The sequence below is a fragment of the Streptomyces sp. LX-29 genome, assembly GCF_029541745.1.
Taxonomy (GTDB): domain Bacteria; phylum Actinomycetota; class Actinomycetes; order Streptomycetales; family Streptomycetaceae; genus Streptomyces.
In genome coordinates this window covers 2,131,344-2,149,388 of sequence record NZ_CP089746.1, presented here as the reverse complement: position 1 = coordinate 2,149,388, position 18,045 = coordinate 2,131,344, and the positions used below count along the sequence as shown (strand labels likewise).

The following is an 18,045-nucleotide window of genomic DNA, read 5'->3' as shown; positions in this document are numbered from 1 at the left end:
CGCCCCGGCCGCGGATTCCGCCGTCGCTGCCGGCGGCACGGGGGCAGACCGTTCCCGCAGCGTGCGGATACCCTTGGAGGCCGACCACCGACCCGACATCCGACCAGAAGGATTCGCGACCACCGTGTTCGATACCCTTTCCGACCGCCTCGCAGCTACGTTCAAGAACCTCCGGGGCAAGGGCCGCCTCTCCGAGGCGGACATCGACGCCACGGCGCGTGAGATCCGCATCGCCCTGCTGGAAGCGGATGTCGCGCTCCCCGTCGTCCGGGCCTTCATCAAGCAGGTCAAGGAGCGCGCCCTCGGCGTCGAGGTCTCCCAGGCGCTGAACCCGGCGCAGCAGGTCATCAAGATCGTCAACGACGAGCTGATCAAGATCCTGGGCGGCGAGACCCGGCGCCTCCGCTTCGCCAAGCAGTCGCCGACCGTCATCATGCTCGCCGGTCTGCAGGGTGCCGGTAAGACCACCCTCGCCGGAAAGCTGGCCTCGTGGCTCAAGGGGCAGGGGCACAGCCCGCTGCTGGTCGCCTGTGACCTCCAGCGGCCGAACGCCGTCAACCAGCTGAGCGTCGTCGCCGAGCGCGCCGGCGTCGCGGTGTACGCGCCGGAGCCGGGCAACGGCGTGGGCGACCCGGTCCAGGTCGCCAAGGACTCGATCGGCCACGCGAAGTCCAAGGTCCACGACATCGTCATCGTCGACACCGCCGGCCGCCTCGGCATCGACGCCGAGATGATGCAGCAGGCCGCGGACATCCGCGACGCGGTCCAGCCCGACGAGGTCCTCTTCGTCGTCGACGCCATGATCGGTCAGGACGCGGTCAACACCGCCGAGGCGTTCCGCGACGGCGTCGGCTTCGACGGCGTGGTGCTCTCCAAGCTCGACGGCGACGCCCGCGGTGGTGCCGCGCTCTCCATCGCGCACATCACCGGCAAGCAGATCATGTTCGCCTCCAACGGCGAGAAGCTGGACGACTTCGACGCGTTCCACCCGGACCGCATGGCGTCCCGCATCCTCGGCATGGGCGACATGCTCTCGCTCATCGAGAAGGCCGAGCAGACCTTCAGCCAGCAAGAGGCCGAGAAGATGGCGGCCAAGCTGGCGAAGGGCCCCAAGGAGTTCACGCTCGACGACTTCCTGGCCCAGATGGAGCAGGTCCGGAAGATGGGCTCCATCTCCAAGCTGCTCGGCATGCTGCCCGGCATGGGGCAGATCAAGGAGCAGATCAACAACCTCGACGAGCGGGACGTGGACCGCACCGCCGCGATCATCAAGTCGATGACGCCGGGCGAGCGCCACGACCCGACCATCATCAACGGCTCCCGTCGCGCCCGTATCGCCCGCGGTTCCGGCGTCGACGTGAGCGCGGTGAAGAACCTCGTCGAGCGCTTCTTCGAGGCGCGCAAGATGATGTCGCGGATGGCCCAGGGCGGCGGCATGCCGGGGCTGCCGGGCGTGCCGGGCATGGGCGGCGGCCCGGGCCGGCAGAAGAAGAAGCAGAAGCAGGCCAAGGGGAAGCAGCGCAGCGGCAACCCGATGAAGCGGAAGGCCGAGGAGGCCGCCGCCGCGCAGCGCAGGGCGGAGGGCGAGGACGGCGGCGCGTTCGGGCTGCCGGGCGCCGGCCAGAGCGCGGCGGACTTCGAACTGCCGGCAGAGTTCAAGAACATGCTGGGCGGCAAGTAACGGGCCTCGGGGCGGGCGCACGAAACGCACCGCCCCGTGAACCGCGCGGATGCGGGGAGCACCGTTTCAGCGGGCTCCCGCTCCGCTGATAGCCCGGGCCGACTCCGCGAGGGCGGAGAGCTCGAGACGACCGGGCGCCGCAAGGGACGACGCATGCGCGATCGACGCGCTACGGCGTCGCGCGTATCTCTTCAGACCCGCGCGATGAGGTAGCGGAAGACGTTGGGCATCCACACCGTGCCGTCCTGGCGCTGGTGTGGATGCACCGCCTCCGCGATCTCCTTGGCCACCTGGGTGAGGTCGGTCGCCCGCTCCGCCGCGTCGAAGAGCCCGGTGGACAGCAGGCCGCGGACCGCGCTGTCCGGGTCGGCGTAGCCGAAGGGGCAGGCCACCCGGCCGGAGCCGTCCGGGCGCAGGCCCGCGCGGTCGGCGATGCGCTCCAGATCGTCGCGGCCGCAGGGGCGCCACCGCGCGGCGGCGCACATCGGATCCGCCAGCCGCGCGGCCACCCGCAGCACCGCGGAGGTCGCGCACCGCTCGGGCGGTCCCCAGCCGGCCAGGACGACGGCGCCGCCGTGCTCGGTGCGGGCGGCGGCCGACCGCACCTCCTCGACCAGCGCCCCGGTCGCGTCGCCGCCCAAGGGCGGAGGCACCTCGAAGGCGGTCACCACCGAGAAGCGCGGGCCGTCCGGCTCCGGGGCGGGCAGGGCGCGGGCCGTCCGCGGGGTGCGCCCGCCGTGCTCCGTTGCGCCACCGGGCTCTCGTGCCCCCGGTTCCCGCATCTCGCCGGTGCGCCGCGCCAGCCGCTCCCCGGCCAGCGCCCGCCGCTCCGGGTCGGCCTCGACCCCGTACACCGCGGCACCTCGGGCGGCGGCCATCAGCAGGGACAGGCCGGCGCCGCAGCGCAGGGCCAGCAGATGCGTTTCGGCACCCACCGAGAGCCGGTCGTAGACCGCCTCGTAGAGCGGGGCCAGCATCCTCTCCTGGATCTCGGCCCAGTCGACGGCGCGGCCGCGGGCGTCCGCGGCGGGCCGCAGGGTGCCCGAGCCGGTGCCGGTGGGGCGGCCGACGAGGGAGCCGGCGTCGGCCGGGCGGCCCGCCGGGCCCGTCCCGCCGGTCGCCTCGGCCGGGCCGACCGCGGTCGCGTCGGTGGAGTCGTACGGGTGCGGGTTCCGGTGGTGCGGCTGTGCGAGCGTCGGTGTCCTCGGTGTCATCGAAAGCGCCTCAATCCGCCGTGAGCGTGCCGTGTCGAGGTCCGCCCCCCAGGTACGTGCCCGTGAAGTGTGCGCGTGGTGCTGCCCGTGATGTGTGGCCCCCCGGCCGTGCCGGAACCGCCGCCCGGTTCAGCTCGCGGCGGCCCCTCATGCCAGCCAACAGCGCTTCCGCGCGCGCGTCCAGAGTTGCGACGGCCGTGCTTGCATGCCCCCTACGTGCGCCTCGGTACGCCCCGATGCGCCCCCGTGTGCGCGTCGCGCCGCCACGCCCCGCGCGAAGGTCGCGCGGCCGTCGCGGTCGCGGCCCGATTCACGATTCCGCGCGCCAGCGCCGTACGATCTGCGGCATGGCAAAGGCTCCCGTACTCACCCCCCAGGCGGAAGATTTCCCGCGCTGGTACCAGGATCTGATCAACAAGGCCGAGCTGGCCGACAACGGCCCCGTGCGCGGCACCATGGTCATCCGACCGTACGGGTACGGGCTCTGGGAGCGGATGCAGCAGGAGATGGACGCCCGCATCAAGGCCGTGGGCGCCTCCAACGCGTACTTCCCCCTGTTCATCCCGCAGTCGTACCTGACGAGGGAAGCCGAGCACGTCGAGGGCTTCGCCCCCGAGCTGGCGGTCGTCACGCACGGCGGCGGCAAGGAGCTGGAAGAGCCGGTCGTGGTCCGGCCCACCTCCGAGACGATCATCAACGAGTACTTCTCGAAGTGGGTGCAGAGCTACCGCGACCTGCCCCTGCTGATCAACCAGTGGGCGAACGTGGTCCGCTGGGAGATGCGCCCCCGCGTCTTCCTGCGCACCAGCGAGTTCCTCTGGCAGGAGGGTCACACCGCGCACGCCTCGTACGAGGACGCCCGCGACTACGCCGCCCGCATCCACCGGGACGTCTACTACGACTTCATGGTCAACGTGCTGGGCATCGACGTGGTGCTGGGCCGCAAGACCCCCAAGGAGCGCTTCGCCGGCGCGATCAACACCCTCACCCTCGAGGGCATGATGGGCGACGGCAAGGCGCTGCAGATGGGCACCAGCCACGAGCTCGGCCAGAACTTCGCCAAGGCGTTCAACACCTCCTACCTGTCCAAGGACGGCAAGCAGGAGCTGGTCTGGCAGACCTCCTGGGGCGTGTCGACCCGTATGGTCGGCGGTCTGATCATGTCGCACGGCGACGACAACGGGCTGCGTGTGCCGCCGCGCCTGGCGCCGGTGCAGGCCGTCGTGCTGGCGATCAAGGGCGATGACGCGGTGATCGCCAAGGTCCGCGAGCTGGGCGACCGGCTGCGCGCGGCGGGCGTGCGGGTGCAGGTCGACGACCGCACCGACACCCCGTTCGGCCGGCGCGCCGTCGACTGGGAGCTCAAGGGCGTCCCGGTCCGCATCGAGGTCGGCCCCCGCGACCTGGAGAACGGCACCGCGATGGTCGCCCGCCGGATCCCGGGCGGCAAGGAGCCGGTGCAGATCGAGGCGCTGACCGACCTGCTGCCGAAGATCCTGGAGGAGGACCAGGCGACGCTGCTGCGCCAGTCGCGCGAGCGCCGCGAGGCCCGCACCAAGGACGTGCGCACCGTGGCGGAGGCCGCCGAGGTGGCGGCCGCCGGCGGCTGGGCCCGCATCCCGTGGGTCGACCTGGGCCCGGAGGGCGAGGCGGTGCTGGCCGGCGAGGCGGTGTCGGTGCGCTGCCTGGTGGCCGAGGACGGGTCGGTGCCGGACGCCGATGACGCACCCGGTAACGTCGCCATCGTCGCGCGCGCTTACTGATCGGGGTCGCTCGGTCACGGACAAGTGGTCCGACGACGTGGTGTTGTCCCGGCGCGTGGGCATTGCCTACGCGCCGGGGCGTACGCGCGGGTACGTACCGCCTTGGTGGGAGCTGCGCGGGCTCGTCCACACATTGGCGCACCCGCCCTCGTCGGGTCGCATCAGCGTGAACTGACTGGTACGTGCAAATTATTTGGGATGGCCCGGAATCGGAACACCAGGCGGTCCCGACTCGTTGTCACGACGTGAGCACGACACCACCTGTTCTCGCCGCGGAGCTGGCGCAGGCGTGGGCCGACATTCAACGGCACCACCCCGAGCTGCCGGATCTCGCCGCGCCCGAATCGTTGATCGGAGAGTCGTCGTCCGCCTGCGGAGCCGAGCTCTCCTTCGAGAGGCTGCTGCACGAGGCAGTCCACGGCATCGCCGCCGCCCGCGGCATCCGGGACACCTCCCGCGCCGGCCGCTATCACAATCGCCGGTTCCTGGCGATCGCCGAGGAGTTGGGGCTTGAGCACGGTGAGGAGCCACACCCCAGTAGCGGCTTCTCCCTGGTCAGCCTCAGCCCCGAGGCGAGAAAGCGGTATCGGCCGACGATCGACCGGTTGCAGCGCGCACTCAAGGCGCACACCGTCGCCACCGCCGCCGACACCACCCGGACGTTCCGGGGTCCGGCCGCGCGGCACGGCTCCTCCGGCGGAGGGGTCCGGGTGAAGGCAGTCTGCGACTGCGGGCGCAACGTCAGGGTCGTCCCCTCGGTCCTGGCGCAGGCGCCGATCATGTGCGGAGGGTGTGGCCAGCCGTTCCGGATCCCCGAGGCCGCCGCCGCCTGAGCGGCCGGACTCCGTGTCCGGCCATGAGGCCACGGCGGTCATCGGGGCGGGGGTCCGGGCGACCGCGGCGGCGCGACCAGCGTGCGGTGTCGCCGCCGCGGTGTGGCACAATGGTCAGCTGTACTCGACAGTCGCATAGGACCCCTCTCTCCTCCGGCTGACGCGTCCATCGGGCATCTCGGGTACCGCAACCCCACGTGGCATCTCGTTGTGCCCCACCACGTCAAGACCAGGAGACACCACTCCCGTGGCAGTCAAGATCAAGCTGAAGCGTCTGGGCAAGATCCGTTCGCCTCACTACCGCATCGTCGTCGCCGACTCCCGCACCCGCCGTGACGGCCGGGCCATCGAGGAGATCGGTCTGTACCACCCGACGTACAACCCGTCGCGCATCGAGGTGAACTCGGAGCGTGCCCAGTACTGGCTGTCCGTCGGCGCCCAGCCGACCGAGCCGGTTCTGGCCATCCTGAAGCTCACCGGCGACTGGCAGAAGCACAAGGGCCTGCCGGCCCCGGAGAAGCCGCTGCTGGCCCCGGCGACCAAGGAAGACAAGCGCGCCTCCTTCGACGCCTTCGCCAAGGCGCTCGAGGGCGACGAGGCCAAGGGTGAGGCCATCACCCCGAAGGCCAAGAAGGCTGACAAGAAGGCGGACGAGGCTGCCGAGGCCGAGTCCACCGAGTCGACCGAAGCCTGAGCAGCATGCTTGAGGAAGCCCTTGAGCATCTGGTGAAGGGCATTGTCGACAACCCCGACGACGTGCAGGTCGCCTCGCGCAACCTGCGCCGTGGGCGCGTGCTGGAGGTCCGGGTGCACCCCGACGACCTCGGCAAGGTGATCGGCCGTAACGGCCGCACCGCGCGCGCCCTGCGGACCGTCGTGGGCGCGATCGGCGGCCGGGGTATCCGTGTCGACCTCGTCGACGTGGACCAGGTCCGCTGAGCAGCGGCAAGGAGTACCGGCACGGGCCGGGGGCGGCAGTTGCCGTTCCCGGCCCGTGTGCGTGATACGGGCGGCAGGCCCGGGTCCGCGCCGACGGTGCGGTGACAGGCCCGTTCGGGGGGCGCGGCGCGGGCGACAGACCCGGCTGGCGCGAGACGGCGCGGGCGAAGGGACGTGAGCTGAGTGCAGAAGGACTTGAGCTAAGTGCAGTTGGTAGTCGCGCGGATCGGCCGCGCCCACGGCATCAAGGGCGAGGTCACGGTGGAGGTGCGGACGGACGAGCCGGAGCAGCGGCTCGGGCCGGGCGCCCGGCTGGCCACCGAGCCCGCCTCGGTGGGCCCGCTGACCATCGAGACCGGCCGGGTGCACAGCGGACGGCTGCTGCTGCGCTTCGCCGGGGTCGCGGACCGTACGGCCGCGGAGGCGCTGCGGAACGTGCTGCTGATCGCGGACGTCGACCCCGAGGAGACCCCGGAGGACCCCGAGGAGTTCTACGACCACCAGCTGATCGACCTGGACGTGGTCACCGTGGACGGCACCGAGGTCGGCCGGATCTCCGAGATCTCGCATCTGCCGTACCAGGACCTGCTGGTCGTGGAGCGCCCCGACGGCAGCGAGGTCATGGTGCCCTTCGTCTCCGAGATCGTGCCGGAGATCGACCTGGAGGAGCAGCGGGCGGTCATCGACCCGCCGCCGGGACTGCTGGACGAGGCCCAGGCCGAGATCGCCTCCAACCGGGACGAGTCCTGATGCGGCTCGACGTCGTCACGATCTTCCCCGAGTACCTGGAGCCGCTGAACGTCTCGCTGGTCGGCAAGGCGCGCGCCCGCGGCCAGCTCGACGTGCGCGTGCACGACCTGCGCGCCTGGACCCACGACCGGCACCACACGGTCGACGACACGCCGTACGGCGGTGGCCCCGGCATGGTGATGAAGCCCGAGCCGTGGGGCGAGGCGCTGGACGAGATCATCGCGTCGGGCGCGGACGCGGGTTCCGTCGGCGAGGAGCGGGAGGACTCCGCCGGGGGTGGCGCGGCGGCCGGGAAGCCGGTGCTGGTCGTACCCACGCCCAGCGGCGTCCCGTTCACCCAGACGCTGGCCGTCGAGCTCTCCGAGCGCCCGTGGCTGATCTTCGCACCCGCCCGTTACGAGGGCATCGACCGACGCGTCATCGAGGCGTACGGCGAGAGCCTCGATGTCTACGAGGTCTCCATCGGCGACTACGTCCTGGCCGGCGGCGAGGCGGCGGTCCTGGTGATCACCGAGGCGGTGGCGCGGCTGCTGCCCGGTGTGCTGGGCAACGCCGAGTCCCACCGCGACGACTCCTTCGCGCCCGGTGCCATGGCGGACCTGCTGGAGGGCCCCGTCTACACCAAGCCGCCCGAGTGGCGCGGCCGCGGCATCCCCGAGGTGCTGGTGAGCGGGCACCACGGGAAGATCGCCCGCTGGCGGCGGGACGAGGCGTTCCGCCGCACCAGCCGCAACCGGCCCGATCTGATCGAGCGGTGCGACCCGGCGGCGCTGGACAAGCACGACCGCAGGCTGCTGGCCGAGCTGGGCTGGGAGCAGCTTCCGGACGGTCGATTTGGGCGCCCGGGCGAGTCCGTGGAACAATAGGCAGCTGCTGTGCGTCCGGCGCGCGCCCCTGCCACAGGGGGACACGACGCCGCCGGGCACAGAGCCGCGAACGGCCCTTCGGCCCGGGGCGCGGCAACTGACAACTCCCAACGTACCGCTGATGACCTGTGGCATCAGCGAGGAAAGCAGACGATCATGTCTCACGTGCTCGACACCGTCGACTCCGCGTCGCTGCGCAGCGACATCCCGGGCTTCCGCCCCGGTGACACGGTCAACGTCCACGTCCGCGTCATCGAGGGCAACCGCTCCCGTGTGCAGCAGTTCAAGGGCGTCGTGATCCGCCGCCAGGGCTCGGGCGTCCGCGAGACCTTCACCGTCCGCAAGGTCAGCTTCAGCGTCGGCGTCGAGCGCACCTTCCCGGTGCACACCCCGATCGTCGAGAAGATCGAGGTCGTGACCCGCGGTGACGTGCGTCGCGCCAAGCTGTACTACCTGCGTGAGCTGCGCGGCAAGGCCGCGAAGATCAAGGAGAAGCGCGAGAACTGAGCAGGCGCCGGGGGTCCGGCGGGCCCGGCCGGATAGGCTCTGGGCCCGATGGACACCGAGACCGGCACCGAGGCACAGCTCGCGAAGCGCTCAGAGCGCGACCGCTCTTCCGCACCCGATGAGGGGATGGAGGAGGGGTCGCGCTCTTCGCGTTCGCGGGCCCTCTCGGACAAGCGGGAGGTCTCGGAGAGAGCGACTGACTCCGGCTCGGGGGACGGCCGTGACGCGGGGACCGACTCGGGTTCGGGGGATGGTCGTGACGCGGCGACTGACTCGGGCTCGGGAGACGGTCGTGAGGCTGTGACCGCAGCCGAGTCGCGGGGTGACCGTGAGGCTGTGACCGCGGCCGAGTCGCGGGGTGGCCGTGAGGCTGTGACCGCGGCCGAGTCGCCAGACGGCGGTCGCCATGGGGGCGACGTCTCAGAGTCGGGGGACGCCTTCGAACCGGGGGACGCCCTCGACTCGGCGGATGCCTCCGCCCCGGGCGACCCGTCCCAGGGCGGCTCCCGGTGGCGGAGCTGGCGGACGTACGTCCTGATCACGGCGGTCTGCTGCACCGTGGTGCTGCTGCTGAGCAGCTTTGTCGTGCAGCCCTTCCTGATCCCCAGCGGCTCGATGGAGAACACCTTCCGGCCCGGAGACCGTGTAATGGTCAACAAGCTGGCGTACCGTTTCGGGGATGAGCCGCGTCGCGGCGATGTGGTGGTCTTCGACGGCGCGGGCTCCTTCGCGCCGGAGGGGCCCGAGGAGAATCCGGTGACCGGGCTCCTGCGCAAGGTCGGGGCGGCCGTCGGACTGGCCGAGCCGGCCGAGACCGACTACATCAAGCGCGTGATCGGCGTCGGCGGTGACCGCGTCACCTGCTGCGACAGACGGGGGAGAATCAGCGTGAACGGGGAATCCGTGGACGAGGAGGGCTACCTGTATCCGGGGGACGCCCCCTCTCAGGTGCGTTTCGACATCGTGGTGCCGCGCGGGCGGCTGTGGGTCATGGGCGACCACCGCTCGGACTCCCGCGACTCCCGCGACCGCCTCGGTGCGCCGGGCGGCGGCGGCGTCCCGCTCGACAAGGTGATCGGCAGGGTCGACTGGATCGGCTGGCCGATCGGCCGCTGGACGTCGGTGGACCGGCCCCGGGCGTTCGATCGGGTGCCGGAGCCGATTGGGGCGCATGGGGGCACCCATGGCGGTGCGAGCGGTGGTGACGCGCCGAGCGAGCGGGCGGGCGCCGGAGCGACCGGAGGCGCGCATGGGTAGCCGTGGGCGCCCCCGCTACGGCAGCCGCCGGGCATCGGGCCCCGCGCGGGGCGCGGTTCCGGGCACGGATACGGGCACGGGCGCGGATGCAGGCACGGATACGGGCGCGGGCGAGGAGGCGCGCCCGCCGGGGCGCGCGCCGAGGCGTGCGCCGGTCGGGCGCGCGGAGCGGCGGAAGACTCTGCGCCGTATCAAGCGTCGGCGGCGCCGCTCGGCCGTCAAGGAGATACCGATCCTGGTCGGCGTGGCGCTGCTGATCGCGCTGGTGCTCAAAACCTTCCTGGTGCAGGCGTTCGTGATCCCGTCCGGCTCGATGGAGCAGACGATCCGGATCGGCGACCGGGTGCTGGTGGACAAGCTGACCCCGTGGTTCGGCGCCAAGCCGGAGCGCGGGGACGTGGTGGTCTTCAAGGATCCGGGCGACTGGCTGAAAGACGAGCGCAAGCCCCCCAAGGAGGATCCGGTCGTCATCAAGCAGGGCAAGCAGTTCCTGACCTTCATCGGGCTGCTGCCCTCCGACGACGAGCAGGACCTCATCAAGCGTGTCATCGGCGTCGGTGGCGACACGGTGGAGTGCTGCGACAAGGACGGTCGGGTCACCGTCAACGGAACCCCCCTGAACGAGTCCTATCTGCATCCGGGCAACCGGCCCTCGGAGGTCAAGTTCAAGGTCACCGTGCCCAAGGGGCGGCTCTTCGTGATGGGTGACCACCGCGAGGACTCCGCGGACTCGCGCTACCACCTCGACGAGGAGGGGCAGGGCACGATCTCCGAGGACCTGGTGGTCGGCCGGGCCATGGTCATCGCGTGGCCGTTCGGACACTGGCGGCGACTGGAGGAGCCCGAAACATACGCCTCCGTGCGGGACGCGCCGACGGCCACGACACGGGCGGAGGGCGGCTCGGAGCATAGGCTTGCCCCCATGGACCAGCACGGAATGGTCCAGCTCCCGACCCCTGCGGAACTCCCGCTCGTTATGGGAGTGGTGGGCCTGCGCCGTTCGTGGCTCAGGCGGCAGTGCGGCAAGAGGAGTGGATGTGGGGGATTTGGCGGTCGGCGCGCGATCCGGTCACGAGGAGCCCGAGCGGCAGCCCGGGCCGCCGGAGGGCGCGTCCGTCGAGGAGACGGCTGAACGGGCCGGGGTACCGGGGGCCGTCCCTCCGGGCGCCGCGGCTCCGGCAGGCGGCGCTCCGGGGACCGTGCCACCCTCATCCGAACGTTCCCCGCGGCACGAGAACGACGCGCGGGCCGAGCGCGGTGCGCTTGCGGGAGGCGGCGCGACGGCCGGCATCGAAGCGACGCCCGCGGGCATGCAGCCCACGGGTAAGGGAGCGCAGGCCGGGGTGGCGGCCCGGGAGGACGCCGAGGGCGTGGGCGGTCCCACGGCCGGGCGAGGCGAGGGTGACGACCGCGGCGGTGACGCCCGCGCGGGCTCTGCCGACTCCGCCGGTTCATCCGGATCCTCCGCCGACTCTGCCGGTACTGCTGACTCCGCCGGTACCGCTGACTCCTCCGACTCTGCCGGCTCCGATGGTGACGGCGAGGACCGGAGCGGCACGGCCCCCGGGGGCGACGGCGCCGACGACAGGAAGCCGAAGCCGAAGCAGCGCTCCTTCTGGAAGGAGCTGCCGCTGCTGATCGGTATCGCGCTGCTGCTGGCGCTCCTGATCAAGACCTTCCTCCTGCAGGCGTTCTCGATCCCGTCCGACTCGATGCAGAACACCCTCCAGCGCGGCGACCGGGTGCTGGTGGACAAGCTCACCCCGTGGTTCGGGGCCGAGCCGGAGCGCGGCGAGGTCGTGGTCTTCCACGATCCGGGCGGCTGGCTCGGGGAGACCGAGCCGCAGGACTCGGGCCCGATCGTGGAGGGCGTCCAGAAGGTGCTCAGCTTCATCGGGCTGATGCCTTCGGCTGAGGAGAAGGACCTGATCAAGCGGGTTATCGCGGTCGGCGGCGACACGGTGGAGTGCAAGAAGGGCGGCCCGGTCAAGGTCAACGGCAAGGCCCTCGACGAGCCGTACATCTTCCCCGGCGACACCGCCTGCGACGACAAGCCGTTCGGGCCGGTGAAGGTCCCGGAGGGTCGGCTGTGGGTGATGGGCGACCACCGCCAGGACTCGCTCGACTCGCGCTACCACCAGGATCTGGACAAGGGCACGATCTCGGTGGACGGGGTCGTGGGCCGCGCGATCGTCGTCGCCTGGCCGATCAACCGCTGGTCCACGCTGCCGGTGCCGGACACCTTCGACCAGCCGGCGCTGAGCACCGCGATGGCGGCGGCCCCCTCCGCCCTCGGTTTGGCGGGCGCGCTGCCGATCGTGCTGTGGCGCCGCCGCCGGCTCCTGGCCAAGGACGGCGGAGGGAACGGCGACGGGCACGGGCGCGAGGGCTGACGCGCGGGGCGCCGGCCGACGCGCGGACGAGGTCGGTCGGCACCTGAGAAGCGTTGGGGGGCGCGCGGGAGCGCGGGCCGGCGTGCGGGCGGCGTCGGCCGGCACCCGCGCGCGGCACGATGGCCGAAGCCGGGGCGTGACGGCCGGTGCGTCCAGGTACGACGGCTGACGGCCGTCGATACTGCCGGGTAGGGTGCGATTCCATGCCGAAGGGCATACGGAACCGGATGTTCTACGCGGAACGTGGCATCGCCTCCGCGGGGTGGGAGTGGGCATGAGCGGGGCCAGAAGCACGGATGGCGGCGGGCGCACCCGGGGCAGCGTGCTCTCCGGTGTGGCCGTGGCCCTCGGCTGCGTGCTGTTCCTCGGCGGATTCGCCTGGGGAGCGTTGCTCTACAAGCCGTACACCGTCCCGACCAACTCGATGGCGCCGTCGATCAAGCAGGGCGCGCGGGTGCTGGCCGAGCGAATAGACGGCGACGAGGTGCGCCGCGGCGACGTCGTCGTCTTCCAGGACAAGGTGTGGGGCAACACGCCGATGGTGAAGCGGGTCGTCGGCGTCGACGGCGACAAGGTCGAGTGCTGCGACCGGCGAGGCCGGCTGATGGTCAACGGCAAGCCGATCGAGGAACCGTATCTGCCCGACACCAAGGCCACGAGCACGAGCAGCTTCTTCTCCGCCACCGTGCCGAAGGACGAGCTGTTCCTGCTCGGCGACCACCGGGTCGACTCCGTGGACTCGCCCGAGCACCTGGCCGACGGCGCCCACGGCACGGTGCCCCGGGACACGGTGCAGGCCCGCGTCGACGCCGTCGTCTGGCCGCAGGACGCCATGGGGATGCTGGAGCGGCCGACCGGTTTCGCCGCCCTCCCCGGCGGGATCTCCGAGCCGGGCCCGGTCACGCCGCTCACCTACGCCGTCACCATCGGCGCCGTGCTCATCCTGGGAGGTGCGGCGTACGGCCCGATCGCCAAGATCGTGGCGCGGCGTCGGGAGAAGGGCGAACGAAAGGCGGCGACGGTCGGTGGCTGAGACGATGCCGGACGCGGACGCGGACACGAGCACGGACGCGAACGCGGACACGGACACGGACACGGGGACCCCGGCGATGGCCGGGGGCGGGCAGGAGTTGCGCAGGGTCGCTCGGGTCGTGCTGTTGGACCGGCAGGACCGGATCCTGCTGCTGCACGGCTTCGAGCCGGACGACCCCTCGTCGACCTGGTGGTTCACGCCGGGTGGCGGGCTGGAGGGCGACGAGAGCCGGGAGCAGGCGGCGCGCCGGGAGCTGGCCGAGGAGACGGGCATCACGGACGTGGAGCTGGGGCCCGTGCTCTGGCGGCGGGTGTGCTCCTTCCCCTTCGACGGCCGGCGCTGGGATCAGGACGAGTGGTACTACCTGGGGCGCACCGAGCGGACCGCCACCGAGATGGGCGGCCATACGGACCTGGAGCGGCGTAGCGTCACCGGGCTGCGATGGTGGACGTACGAGGAACTGGCCGCCACCCATGAGACCGTGTACCCGACCAGGCTCGCCGGACTCCTGCGTACGCTGCTGGACGAGGGACCCCCGGCCTCACCGGTGATCCTGGAGACTGAGCGTGTCTGACGCACAATGGGGGGACGCACGGCTGAAGGGGAACATGCCATGAGCGCCGAGGACCTCGAAAAGTACGAGACCGAGATGGAGCTGAAGCTCTACCGGGAGTACCGCGACGTCGTCGGACTGTTCAAATACGTGATCGAGACCGAGCGGCGGTTCTACCTCACCAACGACTACGAGATGCAGGTGCACTCGGTCCAGGGAGAGGTGTTCTTCGAGGTGTCGATGGCCGATGCCTGGGTCTGGGACATGTACCGGCCGGCCCGCTTCGTCAAGCAGGTGCGGGTGCTCACCTTCAAGGACGTGAACATCGAGGAGCTGAACAAGAGCGACCTCGACCTTCCGGGCGGCTGATCCCGCGGTCCGGGGGCGCACGGTCAAGCCCCGCGCCCGGGCCCCGCCGCCGAGTATGACCACCCGTTCGAGTGACCGGGTTTTCCACATCCGCCCGGTTGTCCACCAAGATCCAACAAGGTGGGGCGGGGGCGTCACAGTCGGTGCCGGAGGTGGTGCCGATGTCGCGAACGCGGCGGTGCGCGGGAGCGGAGACGACCCCGGGCCCAAGGAGGACGACTCAGGGCTCGGGGGCGGTGGTGGGCCCGGGGAGGACGACTCAGGGCTCGGGTACGACGGTGGGCCCGGGGGAGACGCGGGGCCCGGGGACGGTGGGGTCGACAGGCTCGGCGAGGCCGCCCGCGCCCGGCCGGGACGCGGCCCGTCGAGCGCTCGGGCGGTACGGGGAGGACCTGGCCGCCCGACGGCTGACCGAGGCCGGGATGACGGTGCTGGCGCGCAACTGGCGGTGCCGGGAGGGCGAGCTGGACATCGTCGCCCGCGAGGGCGACACCCTCGTCGTCTGTGAGGTCAAGACCCGCAGGTCACACGGGTACGAGCACCCGATGGAGGCCCTCACCCACGGCAAGAGGGAGCGGCTGCGACGACTGGCCGAGTGCTGGCTGCAGCGTCGTGGCGGCGCGCCGCCGGACGGCGTGCGGATCGACTTGGTGGGCGTGGTGCTGCCGGACCGGGGCGCGCCCGTCGTCGAGCACGTCAGGGGGGCTTCCTAATGCTGTTGTCAAGCGGCAAGCGTGACGGGCGGTGTGACTTGGTAGCACCGTCGGTCACGGATGAGGGCCCACAGAACGTTGACGCGTCGGCGGGCGAGGGCGAGGACGGCCTGGACGTGGCTCTTGCCCTCGGCTCTCTTGCGGTCGTAGAACCGCTTGGAGTTGGGATCGCTCCAGGAGCTGACCAGCGCGGAGGTGTAGAAGACGCGTTGCAGGCGCCGGTGGTAGCGCTGCGGGCGCCGCAGGTTTCCGCTGGTCTTGCCGGAGTCGTGCGGGGCGGGAGCGACGCCGCCGAAGGCCGCGAGGCGGTCCGCGGTGGGGAAGCCGGCCAGGCTGCCGCCGACGGCGACCAGGAACTCGGCACCGAGCTTGGGCCCCATGCCCGGCATGCTCAGGATCACCTCGGCGAGTTCGTGCTCGCGAAACCGGCCCTCGATGAGTTTGTCGATCTCGGCGATCTTCTCGTTGAGGGCCATCACCTCCCTGGCGAGGGTGTGCACCATCTTCGCGATGGCCTTCTCGCCGGCCACGGCGGTGTGCTGCCGCTCGGCGGCCTCGACGGCGGCCTTGGCGAGGCTTTCGGCGCCGCGGACCTTGCGGTTGCGCAGCCAGGTGGTGAGCCGACTGACGCCGATGCGGCGCAGGGCGGCGGGGGTCTGGTAGCCGGTGAGGAGGACCAGGGGACCTGCGTTGGTGAGTTCCAGGGCGCGTTCGAGCGCGGGGAACATGCTCAGCAGGGTGCCCCGCAGGCGGTTGATGGTGCGGGTGCGGTCGGCGACCAGGTCGATGCGGTGGCTGGTGTGCAGCCGCAGCTCGATCGTGGTCTCGTCGTCGGGACGGATGATCTGCAGGTCGCGGCGCATGCGTGCCTGGTCGGCGATGATCCGGGCGTCGCGGGCGTCGGTCTTGCCCTCTCCCCGGTAGGCGTCGGAGGCCCGGTTGACCATGCGGCCGGGGATGTAGAGCAGCTCCTGCAGGTGGTTGACCAGGACAGCGATCAACAGACCCGGCTCGCCGCCGGTCATGTCCATCGCCCAGGTCAGCTCGCGGCCGTCGGCGAGGTCGAGGACGTCGCCCATGAGCTTCAGGAGCTCGGGCTCGTCGTTGGCCACCCGGCGCGACAGCAGGGTCTTGCCGTCGACGTCCATGGCGACGCAGTGGTGGTGGGTCTTGCCGCAGTCGATCCCGGCCCATATCCGGCTCATCGTGCTCCCGAAGTCGTTCCTGCCTTGCCTACCACGGACGACCTCGCCGGCATTGCCCTACACAGCGATCTTGTCGCACTTCCTAATCGGCGGCCGAGTCGTCGTGGGGAGCAGGGCGGCCAAGCCTCCGGAGCCACGAACAACGGCAGCCAGCCTGAGAGCCACACCCCGCTCCCCTGGGTGCCACAACCTTACGAATGGCTGCGGTTCACCCGTGAGTTGAAAGGTAGGGCCGCCTGATGGGGTTCGCGCGCACCTGCTCGGTGGCGCTGGTGGGCGTCGAGGGCGTGGTGGTGGAGGTCCAGGCGGACCTGGAGCCGGGGGTGGCCGCCTTCACCCTGGTCGGGCTGCCGGACAAGAGCCTGTTCGAGAGCCGCGACCGGGTGCGCGCCGCCGTGGTCAACTCCGGCGCCGAGTGGCCGCAGAAGAAGCTCACCGTGGGGCTCAGCCCGGCCTCCGTGCCCAAGGCCGGCAGCGGCTTCGACCTGGCGGTGGCCTGCGCGGTGCTGGGCGCGGCGGAGCGTATCGACCCGCGTGAGATCGCCGATCTGGTGCTCATCGGCGAGCTGGGCCTCGACGGCAGGGTGCGGCCGGTGCGCGGGGTGCTGCCCGCGGTGCTGGCGGCGGCCGACTCGGGGTATCGCCAGGTCGTCGTCCCCGAGCAGACGGCCGCCGAGGCAGCCCTGGTCCCCGGCGTCTCGGTGCTGGGCGTACGGAGCCTGCGGCAGCTCATCGCGGTGCTGACCGACGAGCCGGTGCCGGAGGAACCGGAGCCGGCCGACAGCGGACGGCCGGACGCGATGCTGGCCGGGCTCACCGTTGCCGGGGCCGGCACCGGCACCGGCGTGCTGACCCGGGTCGCCGGCGACCCCCGCCAGCCGGACCTGGCCGATGTGGCCGGGCAGCACGCGGCCCGCAGGGCCCTGGAGGTCGCCGCCGCCGGGGCGCACCACCTGTACTTCCTGGGCCCGCCCGGTGCCGGGAAGACCATGCTCGCCGAGCGGCTCCCCGGACTGCTGCCTCCGCTCGCCGCGCAGGACGCCTTGGAGGTCACCGCCGTGCACTCGGTGGCCGGGGTGCTACCGCCCGGCAAGCCCCTGGTCGACACCCCGCCGTACTGCGCCCCGCATCACTCGGCCACCATGGCCGCCCTCGTCGGCGGCGGGAACGGGATGCCGCGGCCGGGCGCGGTCTCCCTGGCCCACCGGGGAGTGCTGTTCCTGGACGAGGCGCCCGAGTTCAGCGGCCGGGCGCTGGACGCGCTGCGGCAACCGCTGGAGTCCGGGCATGTGGTGATCGCCCGGTCGGCGGGCATGATGCGGATGCCCGCCCGGTTCCTGCTGCTGCTCGCCGCGAACCCCTGCCCCTGCGGGCGCTACTCACTGGTCGGCGACGGCTGCGACTGCACACCCATGGCCATCCGCCGCTACCAGGGCCGGCTCTCCGGCCCGCTGCTGGACCGGATCGACCTGCGGGTCCCTGTGGCGCCGGTGAGCCGCGCCGAGCTGGCCGGCCCACCTGGCGACAGCGAGCCGACCGCCCGGGTGGCCGCCCGGGTGCGCGAGGCCCGGGAGCGTTCCCTCGCCCGCTACGCCGCCACCCCCTGGAGCACCAACAGCGAGGTCCCGGGACATGAGCTGCGGACGCGCTGGCCGGTCGCGCCGGACGCCCTGCGGGAGGCCGAGGTCGATCTGGAGCGCGGGTTGCTCACCGCCCGCGGCCTGGACCGGGTGCTCCGCGTCGCCTGGACGATCGCCGACCTCGCCGGCCACGACCGCCCCACTCACGACGACGTGGTCCGGGCTCTGGAGCTGCGCACCGGCGTCACCCGCGGCATGCCGGTCGGGGCGGACTGGTGACCCGGCACGCGCGGGAGAACCGCCGGACCCGGCCGGGCCCGCCGCGCGCGGCGCCCACCGGAGCCGATGTCCGAGGTGTCCGAGGTGTCTGAGGAGGTGGAGGTGTCTGA

18 protein-coding genes are annotated in these 18,045 nt (G+C 71.9%); 16 read left to right on the top strand and 2 right to left on the bottom strand.

Annotation, left to right across the window (positions count from 1 at the left end; genetic code table 11):
* The first annotated feature begins 124 nt into the window (after positions 1 to 124).
* On the top strand, positions 125 to 1,681 hold the full coding sequence (gene ffh, locus LRS74_RS09075; protein WP_277740527.1) for a signal recognition particle protein: 1,557 nt from the start codon (positions 125 to 127) through the stop codon (positions 1,679 to 1,681).
* A 191-nt stretch (positions 1,682 to 1,872) separates the two neighbouring features.
* Here the strand turns inward: ffh and LRS74_RS09070 are convergent, their stop codons facing one another.
* On the bottom strand, positions 1,873 to 2,658 hold the full coding sequence (locus LRS74_RS09070) for an SAM-dependent methyltransferase (RefSeq protein ID WP_277744669.1): 786 nt from the start codon (positions 2,656 to 2,658) through the stop codon (positions 1,873 to 1,875).
* A gap of 584 nt (positions 2,659 to 3,242) precedes the next feature.
* On the opposite strand from LRS74_RS09070, the gene proS reads away from it, so the two are divergent.
* The 14 genes from proS to LRS74_RS09000 all read left to right on the top strand — a co-directional run bounded on the left by proS (position 3,243) and on the right by LRS74_RS09000 (position 14,871).
* Complete coding sequence (gene proS, locus LRS74_RS09065; protein ID WP_277740526.1) at positions 3,243 to 4,658, top strand: proline--tRNA ligase; 1,416 nt, start codon at positions 3,243 to 3,245, stop codon at positions 4,656 to 4,658.
* 245 nt (positions 4,659 to 4,903) lie between these two features.
* Complete coding sequence (locus LRS74_RS09060; RefSeq protein ID WP_277740525.1) at positions 4,904 to 5,491, top strand: hypothetical protein; 588 nt, start codon at positions 4,904 to 4,906, stop codon at positions 5,489 to 5,491.
* Positions 5,492 to 5,738: 247 nt separating this feature from the next.
* Entirely contained in the window at positions 5,739 to 6,185 is a 447-nt protein-coding gene (gene rpsP / locus LRS74_RS09055) for a 30S ribosomal protein S16 (protein ID WP_144381722.1), read from the top strand.
* 5 nt (positions 6,186 to 6,190) lie between these two features.
* A complete protein-coding gene (locus LRS74_RS09050) occupies positions 6,191 to 6,430 on the top strand; it encodes an RNA-binding protein (RefSeq protein WP_005311361.1) in 240 nt (79 codons plus the stop codon).
* A gap of 204 nt (positions 6,431 to 6,634) precedes the next feature.
* Entirely contained in the window at positions 6,635 to 7,180 is a 546-nt protein-coding gene (gene rimM / locus LRS74_RS09045) for a ribosome maturation factor RimM (RefSeq protein WP_277740524.1), read from the top strand.
* A complete protein-coding gene (gene trmD, locus LRS74_RS09040) occupies positions 7,180 to 8,046 on the top strand; it encodes a tRNA (guanosine(37)-N1)-methyltransferase TrmD (RefSeq protein ID WP_277740523.1) in 867 nt (288 codons plus the stop codon). Before rimM ends, trmD begins: the two co-directional genes overlap by 1 nt.
* A gap of 156 nt (positions 8,047 to 8,202) precedes the next feature.
* Positions 8,203 to 8,553, top strand: a complete 351-nt coding sequence (gene rplS / locus LRS74_RS09035) for a 50S ribosomal protein L19 (RefSeq protein ID WP_144381725.1) — start codon at positions 8,203 to 8,205, stop codon at positions 8,551 to 8,553.
* 534 nt (positions 8,554 to 9,087) lie between these two features.
* Positions 9,088 to 9,810, top strand: a complete 723-nt coding sequence (gene lepB / locus LRS74_RS09030; RefSeq protein WP_277744668.1) for a signal peptidase I — start codon at positions 9,088 to 9,090, stop codon at positions 9,808 to 9,810.
* The gene (lepB, locus tag LRS74_RS09025) at positions 9,803 to 10,942 is read left to right on the top strand and encodes a signal peptidase I (protein ID WP_277740522.1); all 1,140 of its coding nucleotides are present in this window, start codon (positions 9,803 to 9,805) and stop codon (positions 10,940 to 10,942) included. The genes lepB (LRS74_RS09030) and lepB (LRS74_RS09025) overlap by 8 nt, the downstream gene beginning before the upstream one ends.
* A gap of 178 nt (positions 10,943 to 11,120) precedes the next feature.
* Positions 11,121 to 12,203, top strand: coding sequence for a signal peptidase I (gene lepB, locus LRS74_RS09020; protein WP_277740521.1), 1,083 nt, complete (start codon positions 11,121 to 11,123; stop codon positions 12,201 to 12,203).
* A 274-nt stretch (positions 12,204 to 12,477) separates the two neighbouring features.
* Positions 12,478 to 13,236, top strand: coding sequence for a signal peptidase I (lepB, locus tag LRS74_RS09015; RefSeq protein ID WP_277740520.1), 759 nt, complete (start codon positions 12,478 to 12,480; stop codon positions 13,234 to 13,236).
* Between the two features lie 76 nt (positions 13,237 to 13,312).
* Positions 13,313 to 13,810 (top strand): NUDIX hydrolase, encoded by a 498-nt coding sequence (locus LRS74_RS09010; protein WP_277744667.1) that lies wholly within the window; start codon positions 13,313 to 13,315, stop codon positions 13,808 to 13,810.
* A gap of 39 nt (positions 13,811 to 13,849) precedes the next feature.
* Positions 13,850 to 14,158 carry a DUF2469 domain-containing protein gene (locus tag LRS74_RS09005; protein WP_009714730.1) on the top strand — a complete coding sequence of 103 codons (309 nt, stop codon included), beginning with the start codon at positions 13,850 to 13,852 and terminating at the stop codon, positions 14,156 to 14,158.
* Positions 14,159 to 14,469: 311 nt separating this feature from the next.
* A complete protein-coding gene (locus LRS74_RS09000; protein ID WP_277740519.1) occupies positions 14,470 to 14,871 on the top strand; it encodes a YraN family protein in 402 nt (133 codons plus the stop codon).
* 8 nt (positions 14,872 to 14,879) lie between these two features.
* Here LRS74_RS09000 and LRS74_RS08995 read toward each other — a convergent pair whose 3' ends face one another.
* Complete coding sequence (locus LRS74_RS08995) at positions 14,880 to 16,076, bottom strand: IS110 family transposase (protein WP_277740518.1); 1,197 nt, start codon at positions 16,074 to 16,076, stop codon at positions 14,880 to 14,882.
* A 239-nt stretch (positions 16,077 to 16,315) separates the two neighbouring features.
* Here LRS74_RS08995 and LRS74_RS08990 point away from each other — a divergent pair, with 239 nt between their 5' ends.
* The gene (locus LRS74_RS08990; protein WP_277740517.1) at positions 16,316 to 17,935 is read left to right on the top strand and encodes a YifB family Mg chelatase-like AAA ATPase; all 1,620 of its coding nucleotides are present in this window, start codon (positions 16,316 to 16,318) and stop codon (positions 17,933 to 17,935) included.
* Positions 17,936 to 18,045: the final 110 nt, after the last annotated feature.

What these genes read in the sequence shown, in the direction of transcription:
- LRS74_RS09070 (WP_277744669.1), bottom strand. Translation starts at nt 2,658, where the DNA reads ATGCTGGCCCCGCTCTACGAGGCGGTCTACGACCGGCTCTCGGTGGGT.
- proS (WP_277740526.1), top strand. Translation starts at nt 3,243, where the DNA reads ATGGCAAAGGCTCCCGTACTCACCCCCCAGGCGGAAGATTTCCCGCGC.
- LRS74_RS09050 (WP_005311361.1), top strand. Translation starts at nt 6,191, where the DNA reads ATGCTTGAGGAAGCCCTTGAGCATCTGGTGAAGGGCATTGTCGACAAC.
- trmD (WP_277740523.1), top strand. Translation starts at nt 7,180, where the DNA reads ATGCGGCTCGACGTCGTCACGATCTTCCCCGAGTACCTGGAGCCGCTG.
- rplS (WP_144381725.1), top strand. Translation starts at nt 8,203, where the DNA reads ATGTCTCACGTGCTCGACACCGTCGACTCCGCGTCGCTGCGCAGCGAC.
- lepB (WP_277740522.1), top strand. Translation starts at nt 9,803, where the DNA reads ATGGGTAGCCGTGGGCGCCCCCGCTACGGCAGCCGCCGGGCATCGGGC.
- lepB (WP_277740521.1), top strand. Translation starts at nt 11,121, where the DNA reads ATGCAGCCCACGGGTAAGGGAGCGCAGGCCGGGGTGGCGGCCCGGGAG.
- lepB (WP_277740520.1), top strand. Translation starts at nt 12,478, where the DNA reads ATGAGCGGGGCCAGAAGCACGGATGGCGGCGGGCGCACCCGGGGCAGC.
- LRS74_RS09010 (WP_277744667.1), top strand. Translation starts at nt 13,313, where the DNA reads ATGGCCGGGGGCGGGCAGGAGTTGCGCAGGGTCGCTCGGGTCGTGCTG.
- LRS74_RS09005 (WP_009714730.1), top strand. Translation starts at nt 13,850, where the DNA reads ATGAGCGCCGAGGACCTCGAAAAGTACGAGACCGAGATGGAGCTGAAG.
- LRS74_RS08995 (WP_277740518.1), bottom strand. Translation starts at nt 16,076, where the DNA reads ATGAGCCGGATATGGGCCGGGATCGACTGCGGCAAGACCCACCACCAC.
- LRS74_RS08990 (WP_277740517.1), top strand. Translation starts at nt 16,316, where the DNA reads ATGGGGTTCGCGCGCACCTGCTCGGTGGCGCTGGTGGGCGTCGAGGGC.